Genomic DNA, 22914 nt, shown 5'->3' with positions numbered 1-22914 from the left:
AACTGGTCGCTGTATGGCCGCGTCAGCGACCGGTCTTCGGGGCCTTCCAGCGGGCGATGCCACGGGCCGCCAGGTTCAGGATCATGATGAAGGCGATGAGCGTCAGTGACGCCGCCCAGGCACGGTCGTACGCCGCACCGGAGCCGCCGCTCTGCTGGAACTGCAGATAGATGTACATCGGCAGCGACGCCTGCGGATCGGCGAAGGGGTTCGCGTTGATGTAGTTCGAACCCCACACCAGCAGCAGGACCGGAGCGGTCTCACCGGCGATACGGGCGACCGCGAGCATCACACCCGTCGTGATACCGCCGATGGCGGTCGGCAGCACGACCTTGAGGATGGTGCGCCACTTCGGCACGCCCAGCGCCAGCGAGGCCTCGCGCAGCTCGTTCGGGACGAGCTTGAGCATCTCCTCGGTGGAGCGGACGACGACCGGCAGCATCAGGATCGTCAGCGCCATCGCGCCGGCGAAGCCGGAGTAGCCCATGTCCAGGATCAGGATCCAGGTACTGAGGATGAACAGGCCCGCGACGATCGACGGAATACCCGTCATGACGTCGACGAAGAAGGTGACGGCCTTGGCGAGCCTGCCGCGGCCGTACTCGACCAGATAGATCGCGGTCAGCACACCGACCGGCACGGAGATCGCCGTGGCGAGGCCGACCTGCTCCAGGGTGCCGAGGATGGCGTGGTAGATACCGCCGCCGGGCTCGGAGGTGGAGACCACGCCCATCGAGTGACTGAGGAAGTAGCCGTCGAGGACCTTCACACCGCGCTTGACGGTCTCGTAGACCAGGGAGGCCAGCGGGATGACGGCGAGGAGGAAGGCGACCCAGACGAGGCTGGTCGCCACGCGGTCCTTGGCCTGTCGGCGGCCCTCGACGCGCGTCGTGATGACGAACGACCCGAGGACGAAGAGGACTCCGGCGATCAGGGCCCACTGGATGGAGCTCTCGAGGCCGGCCGCGGCGCTGATACCGAGGCCCAGGGCGATCGAGCCGGCGGCGACCGCCCACGAGAACCACTTGGGCAGGGACGCGGCGCGCAGCGTGCTCGGGCCCTTGTTGGAGAGGGTTGCGTTGCTCATGCGTTGGCCCCCGAGAACTCCTTGCGGCGGGCGATGATCATGCGGGCCGCGCCGTTGACCAACAGGGTGATCACGAACAGAACCAGACCGGAGGCGATGAGGGCGTCACGGCCCATCTCGGTGGCCTCGTTGAACTTGCTGGCGATGTTCTGGGCGAACGTGCCGCCGCCCGGGTCCAGCAGGCTGGCGTTGATCTCGAAGCTGGAGGAGAGGACCATCGCCACGGCCATCGTCTCGCCGAGCGCGCGGCCGAGGCCGAGCATCGAGGCGGAGATGACACCGGAGCGCCCGAAGGGCAGGACGGCCATGCGGATGACCTCCCAGCGCGTGGCGCCGAGGGCCAGGGCGGCCTCCTCGTGCATCTGCGGGACCTGGCGGAAGACCTCGCGGCTCACGTTGGTGATGATCGGCAGGATCATGATCGCGAGCAGGATGCCGACGGTGAACATCGAACGGGGGGCGCCGCCCTGCCATTCGAAGATGCCGGTCCAGCCGAGGTAGTCGTCCAGCCAGCCGTAGAGCCCGTCGAGCTGCGGTACGAGGACGAGGGCGCCCCAGAGGCCGTAGACGATGGAAGGCACGGCGGCGAGCAGGTCGATCACGTACGCGATGGAGCCGCCGAGCCTGCGCGGGGCGTAGTGCGTGATGAACAGGGCGATACCGACCGCGACCGGGACCGCGATGGCCATCGCGATGACCGACGAGACGACGGTGCCGAAGGCCAGGACCGCGATACCGAAGGTCGGCGGGACCGCGGTGGGGTTCCACTCGAAGGTGGTGAAGAAGTTGGCCTCGTCCTTGCTGATCGCGAGCGCGGCTCGGTAGCTGAGGAACACGGCGATGGCCGCCATGAGCGCAAGGAGGAAAATGCCGGAACCCCGGCTCAGGCCGAGGAAGATCCGGTCGCCGGGGCGGGTCGCCGCGCGTGCGGCGCGCTTCTGCTCGGCGTCGGAAGGCTGTGGGGTGGGGGGAGCAGGAGTGTCTTTTGTAGATATGTCCATCGGGTTCTCCGGTCTGCGGAGCCGTCACGTTGCGGGCGGCGGCTCGGGGCGGAGCCACCCGCGGTGGCGGAAGGCTCCTGGCGGCGGTGCACCGGACGGTGCGGCCCAGTCCCGGTGGGGACTGGACCGCACTCAGGTCAGCTCAGTTCCGAGATGGTCGTACGGACCTTGGTGATGATCTCCTCGGGCATCGGGGCGTACCCGGCCTCGGAGAGCAGCGCCTGGCCGTCCTCGGACGCGATGTAGGTGAGGAAGGACTTGGTGGCGGGCAGGGTCTCCGCCTTGTTGCCCTTGTCACAGACGATCTCGTAGGTGACCAGGGTGATCGGGTAGGCGCCCTCGGCGGTGGGCTCGTAGTTGACCTTCAGCGCGAGGTCCTTGCCCGTGCCCACGATCTCGGCCTCGGCGATGGCCTTGGTGGCGTTCTCGACGGTCGCCTCGACCGGGGCGGCGGCACCGGTCTTGACGTCGACCGTGCTGATGCCGTCCTTGGCGTAGGAGAGCTCCATGTAGGAGATCGCGCCCTTGGTCTCCTTGACGCCCTGGGCGACACCGGAGGAGCCCTGCGCGGACTGGCCGCCCTTGGCCTCCCACGCCTTGCCACCCTCGTACTTCCAGTTGTCGCCGGACGCGGCGATCAGGTACTTGGTGAAGTTGTCCGTGGTGCCGGACTCGTCCGAGCGGTGGAAGGCCTGGATCTTGAGGTCGGGCAGCTTCGCGTCGGGGTTCAGCGCCGCGATGGCCTTGTCGTTCCAGTTCGTGATCTTGCTATCGAAGATCAGGGCGAGGGTCTTGGCGTCCAGGATCAGGTTGTCGACACCCGGGACGTTGTAACCGACCGCGATCGGGCCGCCGACCATCGGCAGGTCGATGCCCTGACCGCCGGAGCAGATCTCCTTGGAGGCCGTGACCTCTTCGGGCTTCAGCGCCGAGTCGGAACCCGCGAAGGCGACCTGGCCCTGGGTGAACGCGGTGATACCCGCGCCCGAGCCGCTGCCCTTGTAGTTGATCACGACGTCCTTGCAGACGCTCTGGTACTGCTTCACCCAGGCGTCGATCGCATTCTTCTGCGCGGAGGAGCCGTCGGCCAGCAGCTGGCCCTTGGCGTCGCCGCAGTCGATGTCGCTGGCGGACGCCGAGCTGCCGCCGGTACCGCTCGCGCCACCAGTGGTGTCGTCCGACCCGCACGCCGTGAGGGTCAGGGCGCCGGTGACGGCGACAGCGCCGAGAGAAAGGGCGCGCAGCCGGTTCTTGCGCTGAAGCTTCACTTTCGGGAGTTCCTTCCAGGAGCCGCCGTCCAGATGGCGGCGTGCGAAGTCGTCGTATCAGCCTCGGGACCTGTCCTGCTGATGCCTCTGGTCCCTCAAACTGCTGTCGCCACGGATCGCGCCGCCCTGTTCAGGCCCGCGCCCCGCACCGGGTAAGGCCGAAATTAGGCAGATCAGGTGAAGCCGCCAATGGACGGAAGTGAACGGCGAGTGAACCCCTGCCGACAGTGCGGTGAGGTAACGGAATGCTCACGGGGAGAGCACGTGAGGATTCCGATCCCGAAACCCCCGAACCACCACATCACCAGCCCCCACGCCACCCACACGCCCCGGGGGTCGACCTGTCCCGATCGCCTCACTGATCCCACGGGGGAGGGGGGCGCCGCCGTGCCTCAGGGGGTCCGGGGGACGGGCGTTCGATGGGGCACCGCCAAGCCAAAGGGCCTCGGGTGGACGGACATTCGGCGGGGCACCGCCGTGCTTCACGGACTCCGGGGGAACGGGCTCGGCGGGGCGCCGCCGCACCTCACGGATCCCGGGGGAACGGGCTCGGCGGGGCGCCGCCGTGCTTCACGGATCCCGGGGGAACGGGCTCGGCGGGGCGCCGCCGCACCTCACGAATCCCGGGGAAACGGGCTCGGCGGGGCGCCGCCGCACCTCACGAATCCCGGGGAAACGGGCTCGGGGGGTGCCGCCGCGCCTCAGGGGTCTTGGGGGCGGGCGTTCGATGGAGTGCCGCCATGCCTCAGCTTCCCCGGGGAACGGGCGTTCGGTGGGCTGGGGGTTGGCGGGAGAATGGCTCATCAGGGAGGGGCTTTCGGGGACGTAGGGGCCCTGAGGGGGGCTCCCGGGGGGCGGAGGGAGGGAGCTCCGGGGGGCAGGGGGTCGTCATCGGGGAGGCAAGCTCCTGCGGGGCGGGGCTCCCGGGACCACTGCCGCCGGCATGCACCGCCTCCGGAAGCCGGTCGGTCACCCGGCGACACCGCCAACGCGGACCACCGCCGCCGGCATGCACCCCCTCCAAAGCCCACCGGCCACCCGACGACGCTGCCAACGCTCCGGCACCTACCCACTCACCACAGCACCCCTCTCCCCCCAGCGGGGGCCTGGGGGCGGCAGCCCCCAGAAGGGGGGTCGAAGGGGCGCAGCCCCTGGTGATGGGACGGGTAGGGGCGGCGGGGGCGAGGAAATCCCAAGAAATGCCCACGCTCACGCACCATGGGAACCCCCATCCCGCCAACCCCGTCTCGTTCCACGACCCACCGCGCGGCGCCCCGGGAGGCACACATGGAACGACGCACCTTCATCGGCGGCGGCGCAGCCGCACTGACCACCCTCGCCACCTCCGCCTGCACAGCCGAACGCACCGGCACCACCACCCAGTCCACGGACACCTCCCTCCGAACAGCCACCGGCACAACAACCGGCGCAGGCGCAGCCGCAACCGCAGCCCCCGACACCGCCTCCAAATCCACCGCCGCCAACTGGTCCGCCCTCGCCCGAGACCTCGACGGCCCCCTCATCCGCCCCGGCGACAAGTCCTGGTCCACAGCCCGCCAGCTCTACAACACCCGCTTCGACAACCTCAAACCCACCGCCGTCGCCTACGTCGCCCACCCCGACGACATCCGCACCACCCTCACCTACGCCAAGGCCCATGACATCAAGGTCTCGATCCGCAACGGCGGCCACTCCTACGCCGGCTGGTCCTCCGGCAACGGCCGGCTCGTCATAGACGTCTCGAAACTGAACAAGGTCCGCGCCTCCGCGAACGAAGCCGTGGTCGGCGCCGGCGCGAAACTCATCGACGTCTACCGAGCCCTGGCCGCCAAGGGCGTGACCATCCCGGCCGGCTCCTGCCCCACCGTCGGCGTCTGTGGCCTCACCCTCGGCGGCGGCCACGGAGTGGCCTCCCGCGCCTACGGCCTGACCTGCGACAGCCTCACCCAGGCCACGCTGATCACAGCGGACGGCACACAACTGATCGCGAACGCCACCACCAACAAGGACCTCTTCTGGGCCCTACGAGGCGCCGGCAACGGCAACTTCGGCGTGGTCACCGAACTCCGCTTCAAGACCCACCCGGCCGCAAAGGGCGTCACCGCGTACCTCACCTGGCCGTGGTCGAAGGCCGCCGCCGTACTGAAGGCCTGGCAGGAGTGGGGCCCGACCCAGCCCGACGAGATCTGGTCGTCCTGCCACATCCAGAACGGAGGCACCCCGTCCGTCTCGGTCGCCGCCTTCTCCCTCGGCACCTACGGCGACCTCGAAAACGCCCTCGACCGCCTGGCCGACCGCGTCGGCACCCCCGCCCGCAGCGTCTCCCTCAAGCGCCGCTCGTACGAGGACGCCATGGAGGGCTACGCGGGCTGCTCCTCCTTCTCGACCGACGCCAAGTGCCACCTGCCCGGCTCGACCCCGGGCCGCTCCCCCGAGGGCGCGCTGCGCCGCGAGACGTACGCGGCCCGCTCGGACTTCTTCGACCGCTCGATCTCCTCGGCGGGCATCCAGACCCTCCTGACCCAGATCACCGGAGTACGAGGCGGAGCCGGCTCCATCCAGCTGACAGCCCTCGGCGGCCAGGTCAACCGCGTCTCCCCCACAGCCACGGCCTTCGTCCACCGCCGCTCCCGCATGCTGGCCCAGTACCTCGCCTCCTGGAAGCCCGGCACCTCCGGCACGACAGCCCAGTCCTGGCTGAACACGGCCCACAAGTCCATGACCCGCCACGCCTCCGGCGCCGCCTACCAGAACTACACCGACCCCACCCTCCCCAACTGGAAAAAGTCCTACTACGGCGACGCGGCCCCCCGCCTCACCACCCTGAAGAAGAAGTACGACCCCAAGAACTTCTTCAACTTCCCGCAGTCCCTGTAGCAGCCAGCCCGCAGCCCTCTTCCCGTGAAGGGCCGCAGGCCCCTTCATGGGGGCGCGGGGAACTGCGCGATCAACCACGACGATCCCGCACCCGCCAACGAACAGAACCCCCCGAGCTATAAGGCGCTCAAGGGGGTCGAAGGGGCACAGCCCCTGGGGGACGGGACGGGTAGGGGCGGCGGGGGCGAAAACCCAGACACGACCCTCAGGCCGCCAAATCCCGCTCCTCCGCAGAAACCCCCTCAACCCGAGCCCCAGAAACCACCGCTCGCCCCTCATCCCGCCCCCGACCCCGCACAACCCACCCCACCCGAGCCGACCGCTCCACCGCCTTCATCACCGGCGTGAGCAGAGCCATGGCAAGCGGCGACAGCAACAGGACAACAGCGGTCCCCAACGCGAACCCACCGATCACATCGGTCGGATAGTGCACCCCCATGTAAACCCGGATGAACCCCCCGAGCAGCCCGACCACCAGCCCGACCACCCCGAACTTCCGGTCGGCGACGAACAGCCCCACCGCCATCGCCATGATCAGCGTCGCGTGATCACTCACGAACGAGTAGTCGGTCTTCCCGGCGACCAACACGTCCAGCCCCTCGTGATCGCGAAAGGGCCGAGGCCGCTCGACGAACCCACGTATCGGCACATTGACCAGCACGGCGATACCGGCGGCGAGCGGCGCCCACACCAACGCGGCGACGGACGACGCGGCATCCTCCCCGCCCCGCCTCCGCACGCTCCACCAGCACCCCAGGATCAGCAGCACCATGACGATGAGAAGCCCGTACTCCCCCACGAACTCCATCACCCGGTCGAGCCAGGCGGGCGCGTCCTTGGCCAGACCATTGATGTCGTAGAGCAGCTCGACGTCGGGATTGGATCCGGATTCAGCGGCAAGTGCGGCATGCGCGGCGAGTCCAGCCATCGTGCTGCGGCCCTTTCGTCGTCGTTCCCGCGACCGCACCCGTACGTGCGCCGCGCTCTGCCACCCCCGTGGTGTGCGTAGTGCTTCCGCGTAAGCGTCAACGCGCTACGTCAAACAGGAACGCACACTCTTCTTCAATGCGTTCCACCCTCCACTGAATGATCACTCAGACGTTATCGAAGAGAGACACGTCTCCGCAGCTCAGGGCAGGGGTTCACGGAGAATTACGCCACCGTCAGACCGTCGTGGGCAGCGCTTTCGCGCCATCTTCGGTGACCCGGGTGGCACCGAAGTAGTCGGGGGTATCAATGGGGTCGAAACGGATGACGGCACCCGTCCGCGGGGCGTCAATCATGTATCCGCCCCCCACATAAATTCCGACGTGCCGAATGGCCCGGGAGTTGGTGAGGTCGTCGGAGAAGAACACCAGATCGCCCGGCAGCAGCTCGTCGCGCGACGGATGCGGCCCGGCGTTGTACTGATCGTTCGCGACGCGCGGCAGCGTGATCCCCACGCTCTCGTACGCCGCCTGCGTCAGCCCCGAGCAGTCGAAGCGTCCGCCCTGCTCAGCGGTACCGGTCCCGCCCCACAGATACAGCGTCCCGAGCTTCTTCTGCGCGTACGCGATGGCCCCGGCCGCCTGCTCGCTCGGATCGACCCGGGTCGTGGGCGCCGCGAAACTCTCCTGCAGCGTCGTGATCGTCTTGACGTAGTTCTGGGTCTCCTTGTACGGCGGGACACCCCCGTACTTGATGACGGCGTACGCCCCCGCGTTGTAGGAAGCGAGCATGTTCGCCGTCGGATCACCGGGCACGTCCTTCACGTACGACGCGAGCTTGCAGTCGTACGAGGCGGCCGACGGAATCGCGTCATTCGGGTCCCAGACGTCACGGTCGCCGTCGCCGTCCCCGTCGAGCCCGTGCGTCGCCCACGTCCCCGGAATGAATTGCGCGATCCCCTGCGCGGCGGCATGGCTCTGCGCCTTGGGATTGAACCCGCTCTCCTGATACAGCTGCGCGGCGAGCAGCGCGGGATTGATCGCGCTGCACAGATTGCCCCACTTCTGCACGAGCGTCTGATAAGCGGCGGGTACGGCCCCCTTGGCCAGCCCGACCGACTTCCCGCCGATCCCGTTGGCAAGGTTTCCGGCGACCAGGTAGACACCCACGACCAGCAGCATCACAAAGCTGAGCCCGGCGCTGCCGGCAGCGATCGCCACGATCCACGCCTTACGCACCGTCAACCGCCCCTCACCGCCCGCCAGTCCGCCGCGGCTAAGTGTAAAGGCGGACTTCCCCCTTAGGAATGATCACCCGACGCCCCCGCAATCAACCCACAACAGCTTCCCGCCCAGACAGACCCCCGACTCCACCATCGCGGAAATCCCCCACCCCTCGGAACAGGCCCGCACCAGCCGCAGCCCCCCGCCCACCCTCGGCATCCTCTTCGACGGGTACGTCCGCCTCGAACCCGGCGGGCACCCGCCAGTCCCGATCCCACACCCCGACCGTCAACCGCCCCCCGCTCTCGAAGACCCGCAGCGCGTACTCCCGCGAGGTATGCAGATGAGCGTTGGTGAGCGGTTCGGTGGCCAACAGCTCGGCGTTGGGGCTGAGTTCGGAGAGCCCATGGGTGGCGAGCACGGCGCGGAGGGTGGCGCGTCCGGCACCGGGAGAGCGGGGGTCGCGGGGAAGACGAAGGGTGTAGCTCCAGGACGGGGATACGGTGGCCATGGAAGTCTCCGATTACAGAGGGGAGTTGGTCGGATACTGCTCCTGACCACTACGGTGGCGGCGAACGGTAAATACATTCACCATTTACTCGTAATTCCATTCACCACCACCCGTGTGGGTGACCAGCGACAGCGAGGAGGCGGGCAGGCCCGTGAGGACCAACCCGACGGGTAGGCAACTCCGCTTCGGCACAGAGCTGCGCAAACTCCGAGAGCGCGCGGGCCTGAGCGTCACGGAGGCCGGTCAACTCCTGGGCATCAGGCAGACCCAGGTCAGCAACATGGAGGCCGGACGCGGGGGAGTCGGCACCGAGCGCCTGCGCACGATCGCCTGCCACTACGACTGCTCGGACAAGGCCCTGGTCGAGGCGCTCACCACGATGACGTCGGACCGTAAGCGAGGCTGGTGGGAGGAGTACCACGAGCTACTCTCCACTCCGCTCCTCGACCTGGCCGAACTCGAGCACCACGCCAGATCGTTGCGCGACGCCACCACGGCCCGCATCCCCGGCCTGCTACAGACCCGCGAGTACGCCCTTGAGATCTTCCGTCAGGCGGTCACCGAACTCTCGCCGCCCGACATCGAGCACCGTCTGTCGTTCCGCATCAAACGACAGGCGATCCTCTTCCGCGAGGACGACCCGACCCCGTACGAGGCAGTCATCCACGAGGCCGCCTTGCGCATGCGGGTCGGCGGTTCCACGGTGTCCCGACACCAGTTGCAGCATCTGCTCGACATGAGCGACCGGGCCCACATCACCCTGCGCGCGATCACCTTCGAGGCCGGGGCCTACCCGGGGTCCGGGCAGTCGATCCACTATGCCTTCGCCCACGTGCCACAACTGGACACCGTCTATCTCGACCAGTCCCACGGCCTCGCGTTCCTGGACGCCGAGGCACAGTTGCACAAGTACCGCATGCTGTTCGACCGGATCGAAGCCGTAGCGCTCGCTCCCGAGAAAACCCGAGACCTCATCCACAACGTGATGCGAGAGCTGTGAAGGGAACGCCCATGAACACACGCTGGCAGAAGTCGTCGTACTGCTCCGAGGGCGCCTCCTGCGTCCACATAGCCGCAGGCAGAGCCACCATCCACATCACCGAATCCGCCGACCCCACCCAAGCCATACTCACCACCGCCCCCTCCTCCTTCACCGCCCTCATCCACACCCTCAAAGAGGAGAAGTCCCCCCGTGTCTGACATCCCCCCGGACCTCGACTGGATCCGCGCCGCCCCCGACGACGCGACCGGCCCCGGCCCCTGGATCGAACTCGCCTTCGGCGAGGGGAACGGCGAGGACGACCCCGAGGCCCCGGTCTACATCCGCGAGACCAGCGACCCGGACAACGTCGTCACGACGAACCGCCGAAAGTGGGACGCGTTCGTACTGGGCGTACAGGCAGGGGAGTTCGACCACTTCGTAGAAGGAGTCGAGGGCTTCGAGCCGACGGTGCGGCAGCCGGAGGCCTAGGAAGGCACCCCGGAGGCCAGACGCGGTCTTCACTCGACCGCGGTGTTGATCACGCAGAAGAGATTGCCCTCCGGGTCCGCAAGTACGACGAAATCCGCACCCTCGGGATACTCCCACTCCACCCGAGCGGCTCCGAGCCCCAACAGGCGCTCCACCTCGCTCTGTTGCTCCTCCGCGCTGTCGGTCCAGAGGTCGAGATGCGTGCGGTCGTCCTCGTCCAGCCAGAGCAACGGCCCGGTGCCGTCGGACGGGGGCAGCACTTCGGGCCGGCCGGGGCGAGGGGTGTGGCCGAGGGCGGTGCTCCAGAAGGCGGAGGCGCGGTCGAGGTCAGAGACGTTCAGAACGATCGATCCGATTCTCGGCATCGGCGCAGGATGGCACGGAGGAGCGGAGGCAGTCAGCCACCCCGAAGCCTCCGGAGCTGACCGGAGACCAACCACGGCTAATCCGCAGCGCGCGGCGCCGGCAAGGCCCGTACGCGGGAGAGCGTCAGCCTCCGCCGCTCCCGGTCGACCTCCGTGACCACAACCACGATCTCGTCTCCCACCTCGACGACCCCGTCCGGCGTCTCGACGGGCTCCTCCGTGAGCTCGCTCAAGTGGACGAGCCCCTCGATCCCGTCGGCCACCTCGACGAAGACGCCGAACGGAATCACCTTGGTGACCCTCCCCCGCAGACTCCGCCCCGCCTCGACCCGGTCGGCGAACTCCTGGAAAGGATCGGGCTCCAGGGCCCGCAACGACAGCCGGGCCTCCCCGTTCCAGGTGTCGAACTGCAGGAACTCGCAGGACACCCGCTGCCCGACCCGGACGACGTCCGAGACCGCCTCGATGTGCCGCCAGGAAAGCTCGGGCACGGTGATGAACCCGACGCCGGGAAAGACCGGATGCCCGGGCCCGTCGTCCAGCGCCACGAACACCCCGAAGCTCTCGATCGACGCGACCGTGCCGGAAAGAACCTCGCCGAGCCGGAGCCCCTTCAGGAACGCCCAGAGTTCCGGCTGCTCGGTGGCGGCCAACGACATCCGGACCACTTCCCCGCCCAGATCCACGGCCGTCACCTCGGCGATGACCCGCCGCCCGACCTCCAGCGCCTCGGCCGCCCGCTGCCCCCACGGCGCGTCCAACGGCCCGATCGACGCCAGCGGACGGTCCGGAAAGCCGTCCAGTACCACCGCCGCCCCGCGCGAACGCGTCACCTCCGCGACGACCCCGCCGCAGACATCACCGACACGTATCCCCTCCAGAAACGCCCGAGCGGCGGCGCCCTGATCACTCACGCTCTCCGGTCCGCTCACCCGCTCCGGCATCCGCCCCCGCGTCCGTCCCCTCGCCGCCCTCGGCTTCGGCTCCCGCCCCGGTGTACGCCGCGATCGTCCGATCCGCGGCCGCCCGGGCGGCCCCCGCCTCGTCCCCATCGGTGACGGCGGCCTCGTACCACCCCTCCCCGCTGAGCGTCACGAACCGCCGCCCCTCGTCCGTCCCCATCCAGGCCATGGCCTCCTGGGAATCGACGGCCGCGCCGGTGGAGAGATGGAGGGCGAGCCCGATGAGCCCCATGTCCCACCCGATCCCGACCGCGCCGGGCCCGAACTCGGCCCACCGCTCGTCGTCGACATGGGCGATGTGTTCGAGCACGAACCGTGCGCGCCCCTCCCCCTCGGCGGTGATCCGCACCTCGATCCAGCTCACCTCGCCCCCGTACTCCCAGGTCGCGGTGAACTCCTTGGGCGGATCGCAACGCTCGACCGTCCCGCCGGCGTTGCCCTCCAGCTGGTACCGCCCGCCGAGCCGAAGCTCCCCGGAGACCGGCAGGAACCAGCGTGGAATCCGCTCTGGATTCGTACAGGCGTCCCAGACGTCCTCGACCGTCGAGTCATATGCCTGACTCACGGTCACCACCCGCGCCTCTCCCGCCTTGAACTCCCGGGTTCCGACCCGACGCCGTACGGCACTGATCTGATGGCTCACGTCGATCACGGTGCTGCTCCTGTCGCTAAGGATGTCGTCAGGGGTCCGGCGCTTCCTCGGCCTCCCGAAGCCTCCGCTCCCGCTTCCCCCGGGCCAGCTCCGTGGCCAGGGCGTCCAGCCGAGGGGTCCAGAAGCGGCGGAAACGGTCCAGCCAGGCGTCGATGTCCCGCAACGGCTCCGAGTTCACCGCGTACAGCCGCCGGGCTCCCTCCGGCCGTACCGTCGCGAAGCCGTTCTCCCGCAGCACCTTCAGATGCTGCGAGACCCCCGGCTGCGATATCCCGAACTCACCCCGGATGACCTCCGAGACCTCCCCGGCGGTCATCTCCCCGTCGACGAGCAGCTCGAGAATCCGACGCCGAACGGGGTCCCCGAGCACATCGAACGCGTGCATGGCAGCCAACGTATCACCACCCACTTATATAAGCCACAGCGAATATCTGTTCCGCGCTGGAACCGCCTCACCCGTTCCTCGGCACGGTCGGCTCAGCGCACGCCGGGCATCGTAGGTACCGCGATCGGTCGGCAGCGTCAGGAGTGTTCGTCGGTGTCAGCAGTGTTCGCCGCGGGACGGATGCGTCGGTACGCCGATGCCCGGCGCCCACAGGTCGCCGTCGTCCCCGGCGCTGATGTCCCACGCCCTCAACTCGTCCGGGCACGTCGCGCCGCGGGCCCGCTCCTCCGCGATCGCCAGCCGTGCCAGGACTCGCGGAGCCCGCGGGTCGGTCTCGGCGAACTCGGCCCGCCACCAGCCGTGTTCGTCCAGCTTCTGCCAGCCACGCTCGCGCATCCGCGTCTGCCACTGGGGTGTCTGCTCCCGGCCCCGGTCGTCGATGGCTATGTGGAACTCACACCCCTCGTCCTCGTGCGTGTACGAGAGGATCATGGAGCGGCCCCACTCCCGGGCGTTCCACAGCTTGAACCCCACCCAGTCACCCGGCGCCTGCACGGGAATCTGCTCGGCCCAGGACGCGAGCATCAACTCCAGCGCGCTCTCGGCGTGTGCCCACGACCCGGCGACCGGCGTCCCGTTGAAGGTCCACGCCGACTCCTCGCCGGGCCCCTTGCGATCGAGCTGCCAGGTGTACGGCAGGTCGCCGAGGCGGTGTTCCCCGTCCGGACCGCTGCGGAGCCCGCCGTCGAAGACGGACCACTCCTGCTTGCCGAGGGCCCAGGAGTCGTACACGGACAGTGCCACCCGCTCGTGGTCCCCGCGCAGCAACAGGGTCCGCTCCCGTGTGGACCAGCGCACACTCGGTCCGTACGCGGCTCCCCCGAGCAGCGTCGGCGCCCCGATCCGCCCCACGATCGCGTCGTACACCGGCCGGAACGCCTCACGGCGCCCCACGAGATCCGCCCCCGGCTCATGGGTGAGCACGACGGTGGGCTCCTGCCCCGACTCCACCGCGGCGTCCGTGAACATGGCCTGCGCGAGATCGGCGGCCCGCACCGCAGCCGTACCGCTTCCGTTCCCGTCTCCCGTGATCGTCATACGAGCCGCCTCAGGACTTGAAGCCGATGACGCCGAAGCCGGGCCGCGACTGCGCATGCCGCAGCCACTGAAGGCACTGCATGACGGCCTCCACGACCTCGGGCTCCAGCGGTGGCGGAGCCCCGTCCTTCGCCTTGGTCGCCTCGAACTGCTCCAGCGCCCGCAGACACCGTTCGTGCGTCCACTCACCACAGCCCGGCATGTACGTCCATGGCAGCGGAGCCGGCAGATCGCTGTCCTCGAACGCCGCCACAGAGACGGCGGTGATGCCCAAGGCGGTCAGCCCCTTGTCCACCACCGACAGCCAGTCGCCCCGGTGCGGGGTGAAGCAGCTGTTGTCCAGGAACGAACCCGTGAGGGAACACAGCCGCTTGTACGCGTACCCGTACTGAAAGGCATGTCCCCGGTCCTCGCTGAAGGGACCCCCGTGCACGACCGCCCGCAGCGCCTCGTAGGACGTCGGCGCCCCGGCCTCGATCTCGGACCGGGACCAGTCGTCGTCACGCGCCATGTCGTCCGCGAACTCGGCCCGTATGACGTCCAGCAACTGCCCATCCCCGGACCCGACCAACGCCCGCGTGGCCCCCACATCCAGCAGATACACACTCAGCGAAGAACTCATGCCCCAAAACGTAGCCCCACCCACTGACAACGCCCCAGGCACACCTCACGTCTCGAACTCGCCCACCCAGGACCGTTCGAGCAGATGCCTGGGCAGGTACTCGGACTCGACCTGGACGGGCATGCCCACGTCGTAGGCAAGGCAGGCGACAGCGAGGGGGCCGAGGGCGACGGCGCCGTCGGTGCTCTGTTCGCGGTCCTCGTCCGCGGTCCAGTACTCCTTGTGGAGCTGGAGCGCCTCGGCGAGTCCGACGTTGAACTGCTCCTCGTCCCGCTTGAGGAATTGCAGAAACAGGTTGAGCGGCGGGTAGAGGACCTTCAGCATCAACTCACGGTCGGCAACCCGGAGCCGGTCCGGGTCGGTGCCCTGAAAGGCTGCGGTGAACTTCTCGCCGAGCCCCGGACGTTCCATCCAGTACGTCTGCAGAGCGTCGACCCAGTCATAGATGTATTCGTCGTAGACCGCCCCGGAACGACGCAGCAGATCGACCGGCACGTCGGACAGGTGTGTCATGCGCTCCTGGTCACGGCAGATGACCGCCAGCCAGAACGCGGTGATCCAGTTACCCGCGTCGGTGAAGTGCTGCGCGCCGATGGCCTGGATCGTTCGCGCCTTGTGCGCGATCCGGCACTCCACCGACTCCTGGTCCGTGGTAGCCGCCTCAAACAGAGCGGAGCCGACCTGCATCGCCGCCACCCAGGCTTCCCAAGTCTCGGATTTGTCGGCGGTGGCATCGTGGAGGCAGTGCAGCGCCGCTTTGCTCAAGGCACTGCTGAAGATCAGACCGAACATCTCGGGATGCTCCGAGAGGACCTCGATCTCTTCGAGCAAGCGCCGGTCAGCCGACTCGATGAAGTCCGTCGGATCCCCGGGCGAAGGCTCCTCGTCCCGTGGCACACGTACGATCATCAGTTGCTCCCGGGTTTGCGGATGTTGAACTGCTGCATCTCGTAGCCAGCATATTTGCCGTCCGGCGTGGCATCCGCCTTGACGAGGACGTAGTCGACCTTCCCTGTGGCGAGGGCTATGCGCAGCTTGCTCGCGAGGTCCGCCTCGGCGCTGTTCTTCGTCCTGTCAGCCCGCTTGTCCATTTCCTTCAGGATGGTCTCGAAGTACTCCCGGGTGCCCTGCTGGACGCGATTGCCCAGATGGCTCGTCCGCTCGCCGATCTTCGCGGTTGTCGACCCCTTGGCCTCGACCACGACGTAGCCCCCACCGGGCTTCTCATAGATCTGATCGAACCGGTTGTTCCCGAAGGCCCCGTCGTCGACGCGCTTCGCTCCCGAATAGCGCTCCGGTATGGCGTGATGCTCCGCGACCCGCTCACCGAACAGCTCGCTCTGCTTGAGCATGTCGCCGTGCAGCGGTGAGTGCGCGGCCTCGGCGGCGTCCATGGCCGCCTCCGCCTCGGCCGTTCGGTTCGCCATGTACTCCTTCTCAGCCCGGGTCAGCGCCTTCTCCGCCGCCTTGTCGGCGGTGATGGCGTCGCGCCGCGTCATCGCCCATTCGTCGAGACGCTTCAGCACACCGCTGTCGACATCCGTCCGCATTCCTTTCCCGTGCGGGTTGGGGTCCATGTACTTCGCCTGGATCGCGGGCGGCAGGTCGCTCTTGGAAATCCATTTGGTGGGATCCGCCGGGTCCCGGACCAGAATGGGCAGACGCTGCCCGAACACCTCTGTCGAGGCGGACCTGCGATAGCCATTGGACCGGTAATGGTCCTTGAACCAGCGCGGATCGTTGTTGGCGAGATCCACATGCCGTTGCATGACGGCCCGCGCGTCGGACTGATCGGAACGTCCCGTCCCCGGCTCGCCTCCGTCGCCGGACCCTTCCTTCGCCCGACCGCCAGGACCGGCCGACTCCTCCCCGAGCCCACCCACGTCACCGGCCGCGTCGTCACCGCCCCGCCCCACATCGTCCAGCCAGCCCGACCCGCCCGAGCCACCCGCCCGGAGCGGCAGACCGCTGCCGCGGCCGCCGCCCGGGGCAACGGTGTCGCCTCCTCGGCCGACGGCACCCGCCCCGTCCCCCACCCGCGTACCCGCCCCGACCCCCGCGGTCTCCCGCACGCCCGACGCGCTCGCAGGCTCCTCGGCCCGAGCCGCGGCCTCCCCCGCCCGCCGCTCCGCCGTAGCCTCGTGCCGGATGCTGTCCAGGGACTCCCGCACCGTCCCGTCGGCGTTGTGCATCACCAACGTCTTGGTGTCGAGGTAGACGACCTCGCCCTTGGGCGTCTCCATGCGGACGGTGTTCTCGGCGGTGAGCCCGGCAGGCAGGTCGTCGGCGAGATTCGGCTGGTCGGCGATCTGATACGTCCCCTCGCCGAGCCTGATGCGCGTGCCGTCGGTGATGCCGCGCAGACTCGCCATCACGTCACTGATCTTCACCCCCGCCGAGCCGACGCCCTTCGCGATGTACGTCATCGGATCGACGATCCGCCCCGCCTTGCCCGCGAACGAGATCGCCTTCGCGATGGCACCCGCCTTGCCGGTCGCCGCCACCGCGCCACCCGCACCGCCCGTGAAGACGGTCGTCAGGACGTTGAAGGTGACGGCCCCGGCGGCGCGGGACGGGTTCTTGCCCCACTGGTCGTACGCGACGAGCGCCTTACCGGTCTCCACCACGGCCGTACGGGAGTCCCGCAGCCAGGACGGCAGCTTGTCGGCCGGAGTCAGCCAGTACGCGGCGCCGAGCGGCGTTCCCGTGATGACGATGCCCGTCAGGAGCTTCCCCAGCCCCGTCCACGCCTGGCCGGCCGCGTCCCAGCCGTCGACGCCCACCAGCGTTCCGAGCCCCCGGATGGTCCCCCACACACCGTCGACGAAGAACCCGACGGCGAAGTCCCAGGTGTGCTCGTGGAAGTAGTACCAGGGGTTGTCCTCCTCGACGGCGTCACCCCACGGCAGTCCGGAGGCGGCATTGAGGTCCTCGGCGCGGTAGCCGTACATGTTCTCTTTGTTCGAGCCGTCGTTGACGACGAGCGGCTCGCCGCCGACCAGCGCGACGATCTTGTTGTAGCAGGCCAGCTCGGCGGCCTGGAAGGCGGTCCAGGCGGCGTTCACCGCGTTGCGGCGGGCCGTGTTCTCGTCGATGAGGTCGCCGTCCGCGACCCACTCGTCGTCGTCCGCGACGCGCCGTTCGAAGGCCGCCGCCTCCTCGCGGAGCGAGTTGAGCTTGTCGACCAGGGGCCGGACCTCGGCCGCGTAGTCGAGCAACGCCTTGGAGACCGTGCCCAGCTCGGTCTGCAGGTCGTAACCGGCTGCCGCGACCGGCGCGGTCGTCGCGAAGAGCTGATCGGCCTCGGGGGCCTTGTAGAAGGGCGCCAGTTGGTTGAAGTTGGCGTCAATCAGCAGACCGGCCGCACCGACCGCCATCCCGTCGAACGCGATGTCCCCGGCGTCCGTCTCCAGCTGCTCCAGATTCCCCGTGAACTCCGGTATCTCGGCCGAGACAACGGGCCTGTCCTCGCTCACGCCTACCCCCGTGGACGCCCTCGCAGATTCGTTCCGTCAACTCGGTGTCCAGCCCCCACACCTGACGCGTGGACAAACAGGGACCCCAGTCGATCATTTGTACCAAAATTGCGATCGCGATCGCATGCACTTTTGGCCAAAGCTCGACCCACACAGACATCCGGGACCCACACACGACCCTTACGTCCACATCAGGCACACTCGAACCCCGGAGAACACCGGATCGACAGATGCCGACAGGTCAGGCCCGACACCCCGTCAGAAGCGGGGCCAGGCAGGGAAAAGGGGACTAACGACGGAACCACACCACAGGTTCCGGTTCACCCTCGTTGCCCGTCGTGATCCGCCGTGATACACAGAGTGACGATACGACCCTTCGCTTACCGTCCCACGTACCCCGTTAGGGGCCCACACGGGCCGGCGGCAAGGGATCCGTACGAAACCCGCCAATCAATGACGCCAAGTCGACATACGACAGCGTCATTGTCGGCGAGAATGGGCCCGACCTCTGCGCACCCGCGCGGAGGCGTGCGATGCGGACGCCGAGGCGCACGCGCCGCACAACCAGCGGAGACAACAGAACTACCCACTAGGGGCGGTGACCTACATGTTCGTTGCGGCCGACAAGGGCGACATCACCACCATCATCGGCGGAATCGCCCCGGACTGGGGGCCTTTCGGCAGCCTGGGCAACGAGGCGCGCGTGATGATCGAGGTCGTGATGGCGGTCGCCATCCTCCTCTGCCTCGGCATCGCGATCTGGGGCGCGGCCAAACAGCGCATCGGCGCGACCGCCCTGCGTGACACCTTCAGCGCCGAACAGGGCAAGGGCCTCATCGTCGCCGGCCTCACCGGCGTCTTCATCATCGGTTCACTGGGCACGCTCTTCACCATCGTGTACGGCATGGCCGTGTAGCGCGGCGGCCTGCCCTCGTCCCGGCCGGGCCGCCGGCTTCGCCCGGTTCCCCTCCCACCCCACCCGTCCGTCGAGCCCACCGGCTGAGGTTGCGTTTCCCTGATGTCGAGTCACCACACCGCGCCCGCGCGGGAACCAGCGCGGCTACCGTCGTACTGCTACGCCTTTCCGTACGACGTCGAAGTTGAAGGGGCGACTGCGGCATGAGTCTCGGCGACGAGCACGGGCACGGCGAGTCCTCGCGCGCCGGTGACGACGGAGCGTACGGGGGCTACGCCGGCACCGGCCAAACCCGCACCCGCCTCCCCGAAGGCGGCGGCGCCCCCCGCCGCCCCCGCTCCTCCTCCAGAAGCCTCGTCACCATCGTCGGCGTAGTCGTCCTCCTCATCGCAGCCATCGCCTTCGCGAACCGCGGAGGAAGCGACCCCGACACCGACAGCACCTCCGGCGGCGACAAGGCGGAAACGGCCCCTACGGCGGCTTCGGGGGAACGACCGGTGGAGACGAAGACGGCCGGGATTCCCTCCGGCTTCGCGCACGACCAGCAGGGCGCCGAATCGGCCGCGGCCAACTACTCCGTGGTGCTGGTCTCGGCCGACATCCTCAAGCCCGTACGGCGAAGTGAGATTGTCCAGCAGGTCTTCGTGGCCGACAAGGTCGCCGATCTGGAGGACAGCCTCGACAAGGCTTATGACACGGACTTCCTGGCCAACGTCGGCTTGGACGAGAACGGCAATGCCCCGTCCGGCAGCACCTACGTCTCACGAACCATGCCGGTCGGCACCAAATCCACGAGCTACTCGGACAACATCGCGACCGTCGAGGTCTGGTGCACCGGTGTATTCGGCATGGCGTCGGAAGACACCACCAGCCCGGTCACCAGCGACTGGTTCACCATGACCCTCCAACTTCGTTGGGCCGACGATGACTGGAAGGTCGACAGCTTCGCGCAAAGGGAAGGCCCCGCGCCGGTCAACGGCGACAACAAGGTCTCAGCTGCCGACGAGATCTCGAAGGCCGCCGAGGAGTACGGAGGGTTCACTTATGCCCGGTAGGTCACACCACGTACTCAGGCTCGCCGCCGTCCTCACAGCCGTGCAGACCGCAGCCGTCCTGCTGGCCACCAAGGCAGCTGCAGCACCCACGCCCTCGCCCTCTCCCTCAGCCTCCGATGACCGCTGCGACCTCATCGTCGGCCCCGCCAAAGACTACTGCGAACGAGAATCCGGCGAAAAAGCCGACACCAGCACCCTCCCCAACGACGTAACCACCACCCTCGACCCCCTCTCCTCCCTAGCCCAAGGCTGCGCCGACGCCGCCTCCTGGACCGTCGACAAGCTCTCCGAAGCCGTCAACGAGACCGCGGACGTCGACTTCACGAACATGACGTTCCTGAAGCAGTACGCCGTCGTCTTCGCGGCCTCGGCGATCCTCACCCTCGTCCTCTGGCTGCTCGCGGTGACGAAGCGAGCAGTACGGGGCGTGCCGTTCACGACCGCGATCTCGGAGGCCATCGGCTTCCTCTGGCTCACCGTGCTGGCGTCGGCCTTCACCCCGCTGATCCTCTACACGGTCGTCTCGGCCACCGACGGCGTCAGCGACGTCATCGCCCAGACGACCGGCAACCAGACGGACACGTTCTTCGGCACGTTCTCGGAGGCCCTGAAGCAGGGCAACGACATCGGCGGCGGCCCGATCATGCTGATCCTGGTGTCGCTGATCTCCATCGTCGCCGCGGGCGTGCTCTACATGGAGCTGTTCCTGAGGGCCGTCCTGCTCTACGTCGGTGCCCTCCTCGGCGTCGTGGTCTACGCCGGCCTCGTCGACAAGGACCTGTGGGGCCATGTCCGACGCTGGGCGGGGATCATGATCGCGATCATCCTCGTCAAGCCGGTCATCGTCATCGTGCTCGGCCTGGCAGGCGCCCTGACCACGGAGGAGGGCCCCGACTCCCTCGCCGCGATCGTCTCCGGCCTCGCCATCATCCTCCTCGCCATCTTCGCCTCCGCGATGATCTACCGCTTCGTCCCGGGCTTCGGCGACGAGATCGCCAACTCCCGCAACAACCGCATCATGCGCGGCGCCGAAGGCAAGGCCGCGGCCGTCATCAGCTCCCCGGCCACCCTCGTCGCCCAGGGCATCAAGACCCACAGCTCCCGGGCCGACAACAACGGCGGCGGAGGCGGAAGCAGCACCCCCCGCCCCTCCAACCCCGCATCCGGCGGCGTGGCCGCCCACAGCTCGCGCAACGCGAACGGAGGCGGCGGACCGGTTCCCGCCACCGCACCCCCGCCCCGTACGAGCCCGGCCAACACCCCCCACGCCAGCAACGCCCGCAACAGCAATCGCACGGGAGGTGAAGGGCGTTGACGACCGAGTCCCACCTGTCCCATCCGGTCACGCCCCGCCGTACATATCTGATCGGCCGCGCCCGGCCGAACGCGATCATCGGCCGGAACCGCGAGTCCGGCGAGATCGCGCTGATCATCGCGGGCGCGTTCCTCGGCATGATGTGCGGCCTCCTCGTCCCGGTGCTCGTCCCCCGCATCGCCCTGCTGACGGGCTTCCCCATGCTGGCGCTGGCCGCGGTGTACGTGCCGTACAAGCGGCGGACGTTCTACAAGTGGTTCGAGATCAACCGCAGTTACAAGCGCAGCCTGCGCAGCGGCACGACGTACCGCTCCACGGCCATGGAGGCCGGTACGCGCCTCGACGGCCGTGAAGTCGAGGTAGGGCCCCCGCCCGGCATCGGCCGCATCACCTGGCTGGCCGCCCCCTTCGGCCCGGACGAGATCGCCGTACTGCTGCACGCCGACCGCCGAACCGTCACCGCGGCCATCGAGATCGAGGGCCCGGGCGTCGGCCTGCGCGACTCCGAGGACCAGGAAGCCCTCGTCGACCGCTTCGGCACCCTCCTCAAGCACGTGGCCAACGGCGACGGCTTCGTCACCCGCCTGCAGATGCTCGCCCGCACCCTCCCGGCCGACCCGGACGCCCACGCCAAGGACGTCGCCCAGCGCGGCGACGAGCGCGCCCCGGGCTGGCTGCAGCAGTCGTACGACCAGCTCCAGTCCATGGTCTCGACGAGCAGCGAGCAGCACCGCGCGTACCTCGTCGCCTGTATGCACTACAACCGCGAGCTGGCCGCCGAGGGTCACGCCATGGCCCGCGCGGCCCGCCCGCAGGGCCGGAAGATGGACAAGGACGCGGGCCTCGCCGTCGTCATGGCCCGCGAGCTGACGGACATCTGCTCGCGCCTCCAGGAGGCCGACATCCGCGTCCGGCAGCCGCTCGGCCAGGGCCGTCTCGCCTCCCTCATCCACTCCATGTACGACCCGGACCACCCCATCGACCACATCCAGGCCATGACCAAGCGCAACGCCTGGCCGGCCGAGCTGGACGCGATGGAGCCGGACTACCTCCAGGCCAAGACCCGCGAGTCCTCCACCCGCGCCCCCTGGTGCCACGCCACAGCCTGGGTGAAGGAGTGGCCCATGACCCCGGTCGGCGTCAACTTCCTGGCACCGCTCCTGGTCCACACCCCGGACGTCATCCGCACGGTCGCCGTCACGATGGACCTCGAACCCACCGAGGTCGCCATCGAGCGCATGCTGACCGAGAAGACGAACGACGAGGCGGAGGCGTCCCGCGCCGCGAAGATGAACCGCACGGTCGACCCCCGCGACGTGGCCTCCCACTCGCGCCTCGACCAGCGCGGCGAGGACCTCGCGAGCGGCGCGGCCGGCGTCAACCTCGTCGGCTACATCACCGTCTCCTCCCGCTCCCCGGAGGCACTGGCGCGCGACAAGCGGACAATAAGGGCCTCGGCCGGCAAGTCGTACCTGAAACTGGAGTGGTGCGACCGCGAGCACCACCGCGCCTTCGTCAACACACTCCCGTTCGCCACCGGAATCCGAAGGTAGGGCTGCCGCGATGCGGGATCATTCGCGCCACACGCAGGTGCCACCGCCGACACCCTGCGTACGGCCACCGGTACGGGGCGTACGGGCCACGGCACCGGGCGTACGCCTACGCCCGGAAGTGCGCGGCGCACGCCCTGAGGGAGGACACTG

Annotated in this window: 22 protein-coding genes; 8 read left to right on the top strand and 14 right to left on the bottom strand. The window is 68.6% G+C overall.

Going from position 1 to position 22914, the window contains the following annotated elements:
* Window positions 1-22 precede the first annotated feature (22 nt).
* From pstA to pstS, 3 genes are all read right to left on the bottom strand, one after another.
* Window positions 23-1087 carry a phosphate ABC transporter permease PstA gene (gene pstA / locus JIX56_RS24995; RefSeq protein ID WP_257543749.1) on the bottom strand — a complete coding sequence of 355 codons (1065 nt, stop codon included), beginning with the start codon at window positions 1085-1087 and terminating at the stop codon, window positions 23-25.
* Complete coding sequence (pstC, locus tag JIX56_RS24990; RefSeq protein WP_257543747.1) at window positions 1084-2088, bottom strand: phosphate ABC transporter permease subunit PstC; 1005 nt, start codon at window positions 2086-2088, stop codon at window positions 1084-1086. The genes pstA and pstC overlap by 4 nt, the downstream gene beginning before the upstream one ends.
* A gap of 137 nt (window positions 2089-2225) precedes the next feature.
* Window positions 2226-3356 (bottom strand): phosphate ABC transporter substrate-binding protein PstS, encoded by a 1131-nt coding sequence (pstS, locus tag JIX56_RS24985; protein ID WP_257543745.1) that lies wholly within the window; start codon window positions 3354-3356, stop codon window positions 2226-2228.
* A 1287-nt stretch (window positions 3357-4643) separates the two neighbouring features.
* On the opposite strand from pstS, the gene JIX56_RS24980 reads away from it, so the two are divergent.
* Window positions 4644-6233, top strand: a complete 1590-nt coding sequence (locus JIX56_RS24980; protein ID WP_257543743.1) for an FAD-binding oxidoreductase — start codon at window positions 4644-4646, stop codon at window positions 6231-6233.
* 205 nt (window positions 6234-6438) lie between these two features.
* On the opposite strand, the gene JIX56_RS24975 is transcribed toward JIX56_RS24980, so the two are convergent.
* The 3 genes from JIX56_RS24975 to JIX56_RS24965 form a co-directional block, all read right to left on the bottom strand.
* A complete protein-coding gene (locus JIX56_RS24975; protein ID WP_257543741.1) occupies window positions 6439-7161 on the bottom strand; it encodes a phosphatase PAP2 family protein in 723 nt (240 codons plus the stop codon).
* Window positions 7162-7396: 235 nt separating this feature from the next.
* Window positions 7397-8341 carry a C40 family peptidase gene (locus JIX56_RS24970; protein ID WP_443032062.1) on the bottom strand — a complete coding sequence of 315 codons (945 nt, stop codon included), beginning with the start codon at window positions 8339-8341 and terminating at the stop codon, window positions 7397-7399.
* Window positions 8342-8489: 148 nt separating this feature from the next.
* Window positions 8490-8894: an ATP-binding protein gene (locus tag JIX56_RS24965; RefSeq protein WP_257543737.1), complete on the bottom strand. Its 405-nt coding sequence runs from the start codon at window positions 8892-8894 to the stop codon at window positions 8490-8492.
* A gap of 151 nt (window positions 8895-9045) precedes the next feature.
* Between JIX56_RS24965 and JIX56_RS24960 the strand changes: the two genes are divergently transcribed.
* From JIX56_RS24960 to JIX56_RS24950, 3 genes are read left to right on the top strand one after another with little or no spacing between them, the layout of a single operon-like run.
* Window positions 9046-9894 carry a helix-turn-helix domain-containing protein gene (locus JIX56_RS24960; protein WP_257543735.1) on the top strand — a complete coding sequence of 283 codons (849 nt, stop codon included), beginning with the start codon at window positions 9046-9048 and terminating at the stop codon, window positions 9892-9894.
* 11 nt (window positions 9895-9905) lie between these two features.
* Window positions 9906-10094 (top strand): DUF397 domain-containing protein, encoded by a 189-nt coding sequence (locus tag JIX56_RS24955; RefSeq protein WP_257543733.1) that lies wholly within the window; start codon window positions 9906-9908, stop codon window positions 10092-10094.
* A complete protein-coding gene (locus tag JIX56_RS24950) occupies window positions 10087-10365 on the top strand; it encodes a DUF397 domain-containing protein (protein WP_257543731.1) in 279 nt (92 codons plus the stop codon). The genes JIX56_RS24955 and JIX56_RS24950 overlap by 8 nt, the downstream gene beginning before the upstream one ends.
* 29 nt (window positions 10366-10394) lie before the next feature.
* Here the strand turns inward: JIX56_RS24950 and JIX56_RS24945 are convergent, their stop codons facing one another.
* The 8 genes from JIX56_RS24945 to JIX56_RS24910 all read right to left on the bottom strand — a co-directional run bounded on the left by JIX56_RS24945 (window position 10395) and on the right by JIX56_RS24910 (window position 17925).
* Entirely contained in the window at window positions 10395-10730 is a 336-nt protein-coding gene (locus JIX56_RS24945; protein WP_257543730.1) for a VOC family protein, read from the bottom strand.
* Window positions 10731-10807: 77 nt separating this feature from the next.
* A complete protein-coding gene (locus tag JIX56_RS24940; RefSeq protein ID WP_443031877.1) occupies window positions 10808-11644 on the bottom strand; it encodes a S1 RNA-binding domain-containing protein in 837 nt (278 codons plus the stop codon).
* Entirely contained in the window at window positions 11637-12344 is a 708-nt protein-coding gene (locus JIX56_RS24935) for an SRPBCC family protein (protein WP_257543726.1), read from the bottom strand. Before JIX56_RS24935 ends, JIX56_RS24940 begins: the two co-directional genes overlap by 8 nt.
* 28 nt (window positions 12345-12372) lie before the next feature.
* Entirely contained in the window at window positions 12373-12729 is a 357-nt protein-coding gene (locus tag JIX56_RS24930) for an ArsR/SmtB family transcription factor (protein WP_257543724.1), read from the bottom strand.
* Between the two features lie 156 nt (window positions 12730-12885).
* The gene (locus tag JIX56_RS24925) at window positions 12886-13827 is read right to left on the bottom strand and encodes a hypothetical protein (protein WP_257543722.1); all 942 of its coding nucleotides are present in this window, start codon (window positions 13825-13827) and stop codon (window positions 12886-12888) included.
* 10 nt (window positions 13828-13837) lie between these two features.
* Entirely contained in the window at window positions 13838-14449 is a 612-nt protein-coding gene (locus tag JIX56_RS24920) for a DUF7691 family protein (protein ID WP_257543686.1), read from the bottom strand.
* 45 nt (window positions 14450-14494) lie between these two features.
* Window positions 14495-15358 carry an immunity 49 family protein gene (locus JIX56_RS24915; protein WP_257543684.1) on the bottom strand — a complete coding sequence of 288 codons (864 nt, stop codon included), beginning with the start codon at window positions 15356-15358 and terminating at the stop codon, window positions 14495-14497.
* Window positions 15358-17925 (bottom strand): hypothetical protein, encoded by a 2568-nt coding sequence (locus tag JIX56_RS24910; protein ID WP_257543682.1) that lies wholly within the window; start codon window positions 17923-17925, stop codon window positions 15358-15360. Before JIX56_RS24910 ends, JIX56_RS24915 begins: the two co-directional genes overlap by 1 nt.
* 607 nt (window positions 17926-18532) lie before the next feature.
* Here JIX56_RS24910 and JIX56_RS24905 point away from each other — a divergent pair.
* The 4 genes from JIX56_RS24905 to JIX56_RS24890 all read left to right on the top strand — a co-directional run bounded on the left by JIX56_RS24905 (window position 18533) and on the right by JIX56_RS24890 (window position 22764).
* A complete protein-coding gene (locus tag JIX56_RS24905) occupies window positions 18533-18841 on the top strand; it encodes a hypothetical protein (protein ID WP_257551092.1) in 309 nt (102 codons plus the stop codon).
* A 203-nt stretch (window positions 18842-19044) separates the two neighbouring features.
* The gene (locus JIX56_RS24900; protein WP_257543680.1) at window positions 19045-19896 is read left to right on the top strand and encodes a hypothetical protein; all 852 of its coding nucleotides are present in this window, start codon (window positions 19045-19047) and stop codon (window positions 19894-19896) included.
* On the top strand, window positions 19886-21211 hold the full coding sequence (locus JIX56_RS24895; RefSeq protein ID WP_257543678.1) for an energy-coupling factor transporter transmembrane protein EcfT: 1326 nt from the start codon (window positions 19886-19888) through the stop codon (window positions 21209-21211). Before JIX56_RS24900 ends, JIX56_RS24895 begins: the two co-directional genes overlap by 11 nt.
* Complete coding sequence (locus JIX56_RS24890) at window positions 21208-22764, top strand: SCO6880 family protein (RefSeq protein WP_257543676.1); 1557 nt, start codon at window positions 21208-21210, stop codon at window positions 22762-22764. The genes JIX56_RS24895 and JIX56_RS24890 overlap by 4 nt, the downstream gene beginning before the upstream one ends.
* Window positions 22765-22914: the final 150 nt, after the last annotated feature.

This window comes from Streptomyces sp. CA-210063 (assembly GCF_024612015.1).
In the GTDB taxonomy this organism is placed as follows: Bacteria; Actinomycetota; Actinomycetes; order Streptomycetales; family Streptomycetaceae; genus Streptomyces.
The sequence above is the reverse complement of the archived record's forward strand: the minus strand, read 5'-3'. Positions and strand labels throughout refer to the sequence as shown.

Coding starts and splice junctions, on each gene's coding strand:
- pstC (WP_257543747.1), bottom strand. CDS start 2,088: ATGGACATATCTACAAAAGACACTCCTGCTCCCCCCACCCCACAGCCT.
- JIX56_RS24905 (WP_257551092.1), top strand. CDS start 18,533: ATGTTCGTTGCGGCCGACAAGGGCGACATCACCACCATCATCGGCGGA.
- JIX56_RS24980 (WP_257543743.1), top strand. CDS start 4,644: ATGGAACGACGCACCTTCATCGGCGGCGGCGCAGCCGCACTGACCACC.
- JIX56_RS24925 (WP_257543722.1), bottom strand. CDS start 13,827: ATGACGATCACGGGAGACGGGAACGGAAGCGGTACGGCTGCGGTGCGG.
- JIX56_RS24895 (WP_257543678.1), top strand. CDS start 19,886: ATGCCCGGTAGGTCACACCACGTACTCAGGCTCGCCGCCGTCCTCACA.
- JIX56_RS24945 (WP_257543730.1), bottom strand. CDS start 10,730: ATGCCGAGAATCGGATCGATCGTTCTGAACGTCTCTGACCTCGACCGC.
- JIX56_RS24900 (WP_257543680.1), top strand. CDS start 19,045: ATGAGTCTCGGCGACGAGCACGGGCACGGCGAGTCCTCGCGCGCCGGT.
- JIX56_RS24970 (WP_443032062.1), bottom strand. CDS start 8,341: ATGCTGCTGGTCGTGGGTGTCTACCTGGTCGCCGGAAACCTTGCCAAC.
- JIX56_RS24930 (WP_257543724.1), bottom strand. CDS start 12,729: ATGCACGCGTTCGATGTGCTCGGGGACCCCGTTCGGCGTCGGATTCTC.
- JIX56_RS24920 (WP_257543686.1), bottom strand. CDS start 14,449: ATGAGTTCTTCGCTGAGTGTGTATCTGCTGGATGTGGGGGCCACGCGG.
- JIX56_RS24915 (WP_257543684.1), bottom strand. CDS start 15,358: ATGATCGTACGTGTGCCACGGGACGAGGAGCCTTCGCCCGGGGATCCG.
- JIX56_RS24955 (WP_257543733.1), top strand. CDS start 9,906: ATGAACACACGCTGGCAGAAGTCGTCGTACTGCTCCGAGGGCGCCTCC.
- pstA (WP_257543749.1), bottom strand. CDS start 1,087: ATGAGCAACGCAACCCTCTCCAACAAGGGCCCGAGCACGCTGCGCGCC.
- JIX56_RS24975 (WP_257543741.1), bottom strand. CDS start 7,161: ATGGCTGGACTCGCCGCGCATGCCGCACTTGCCGCTGAATCCGGATCC.
- JIX56_RS24965 (WP_257543737.1), bottom strand. CDS start 8,894: ATGGCCACCGTATCCCCGTCCTGGAGCTACACCCTTCGTCTTCCCCGC.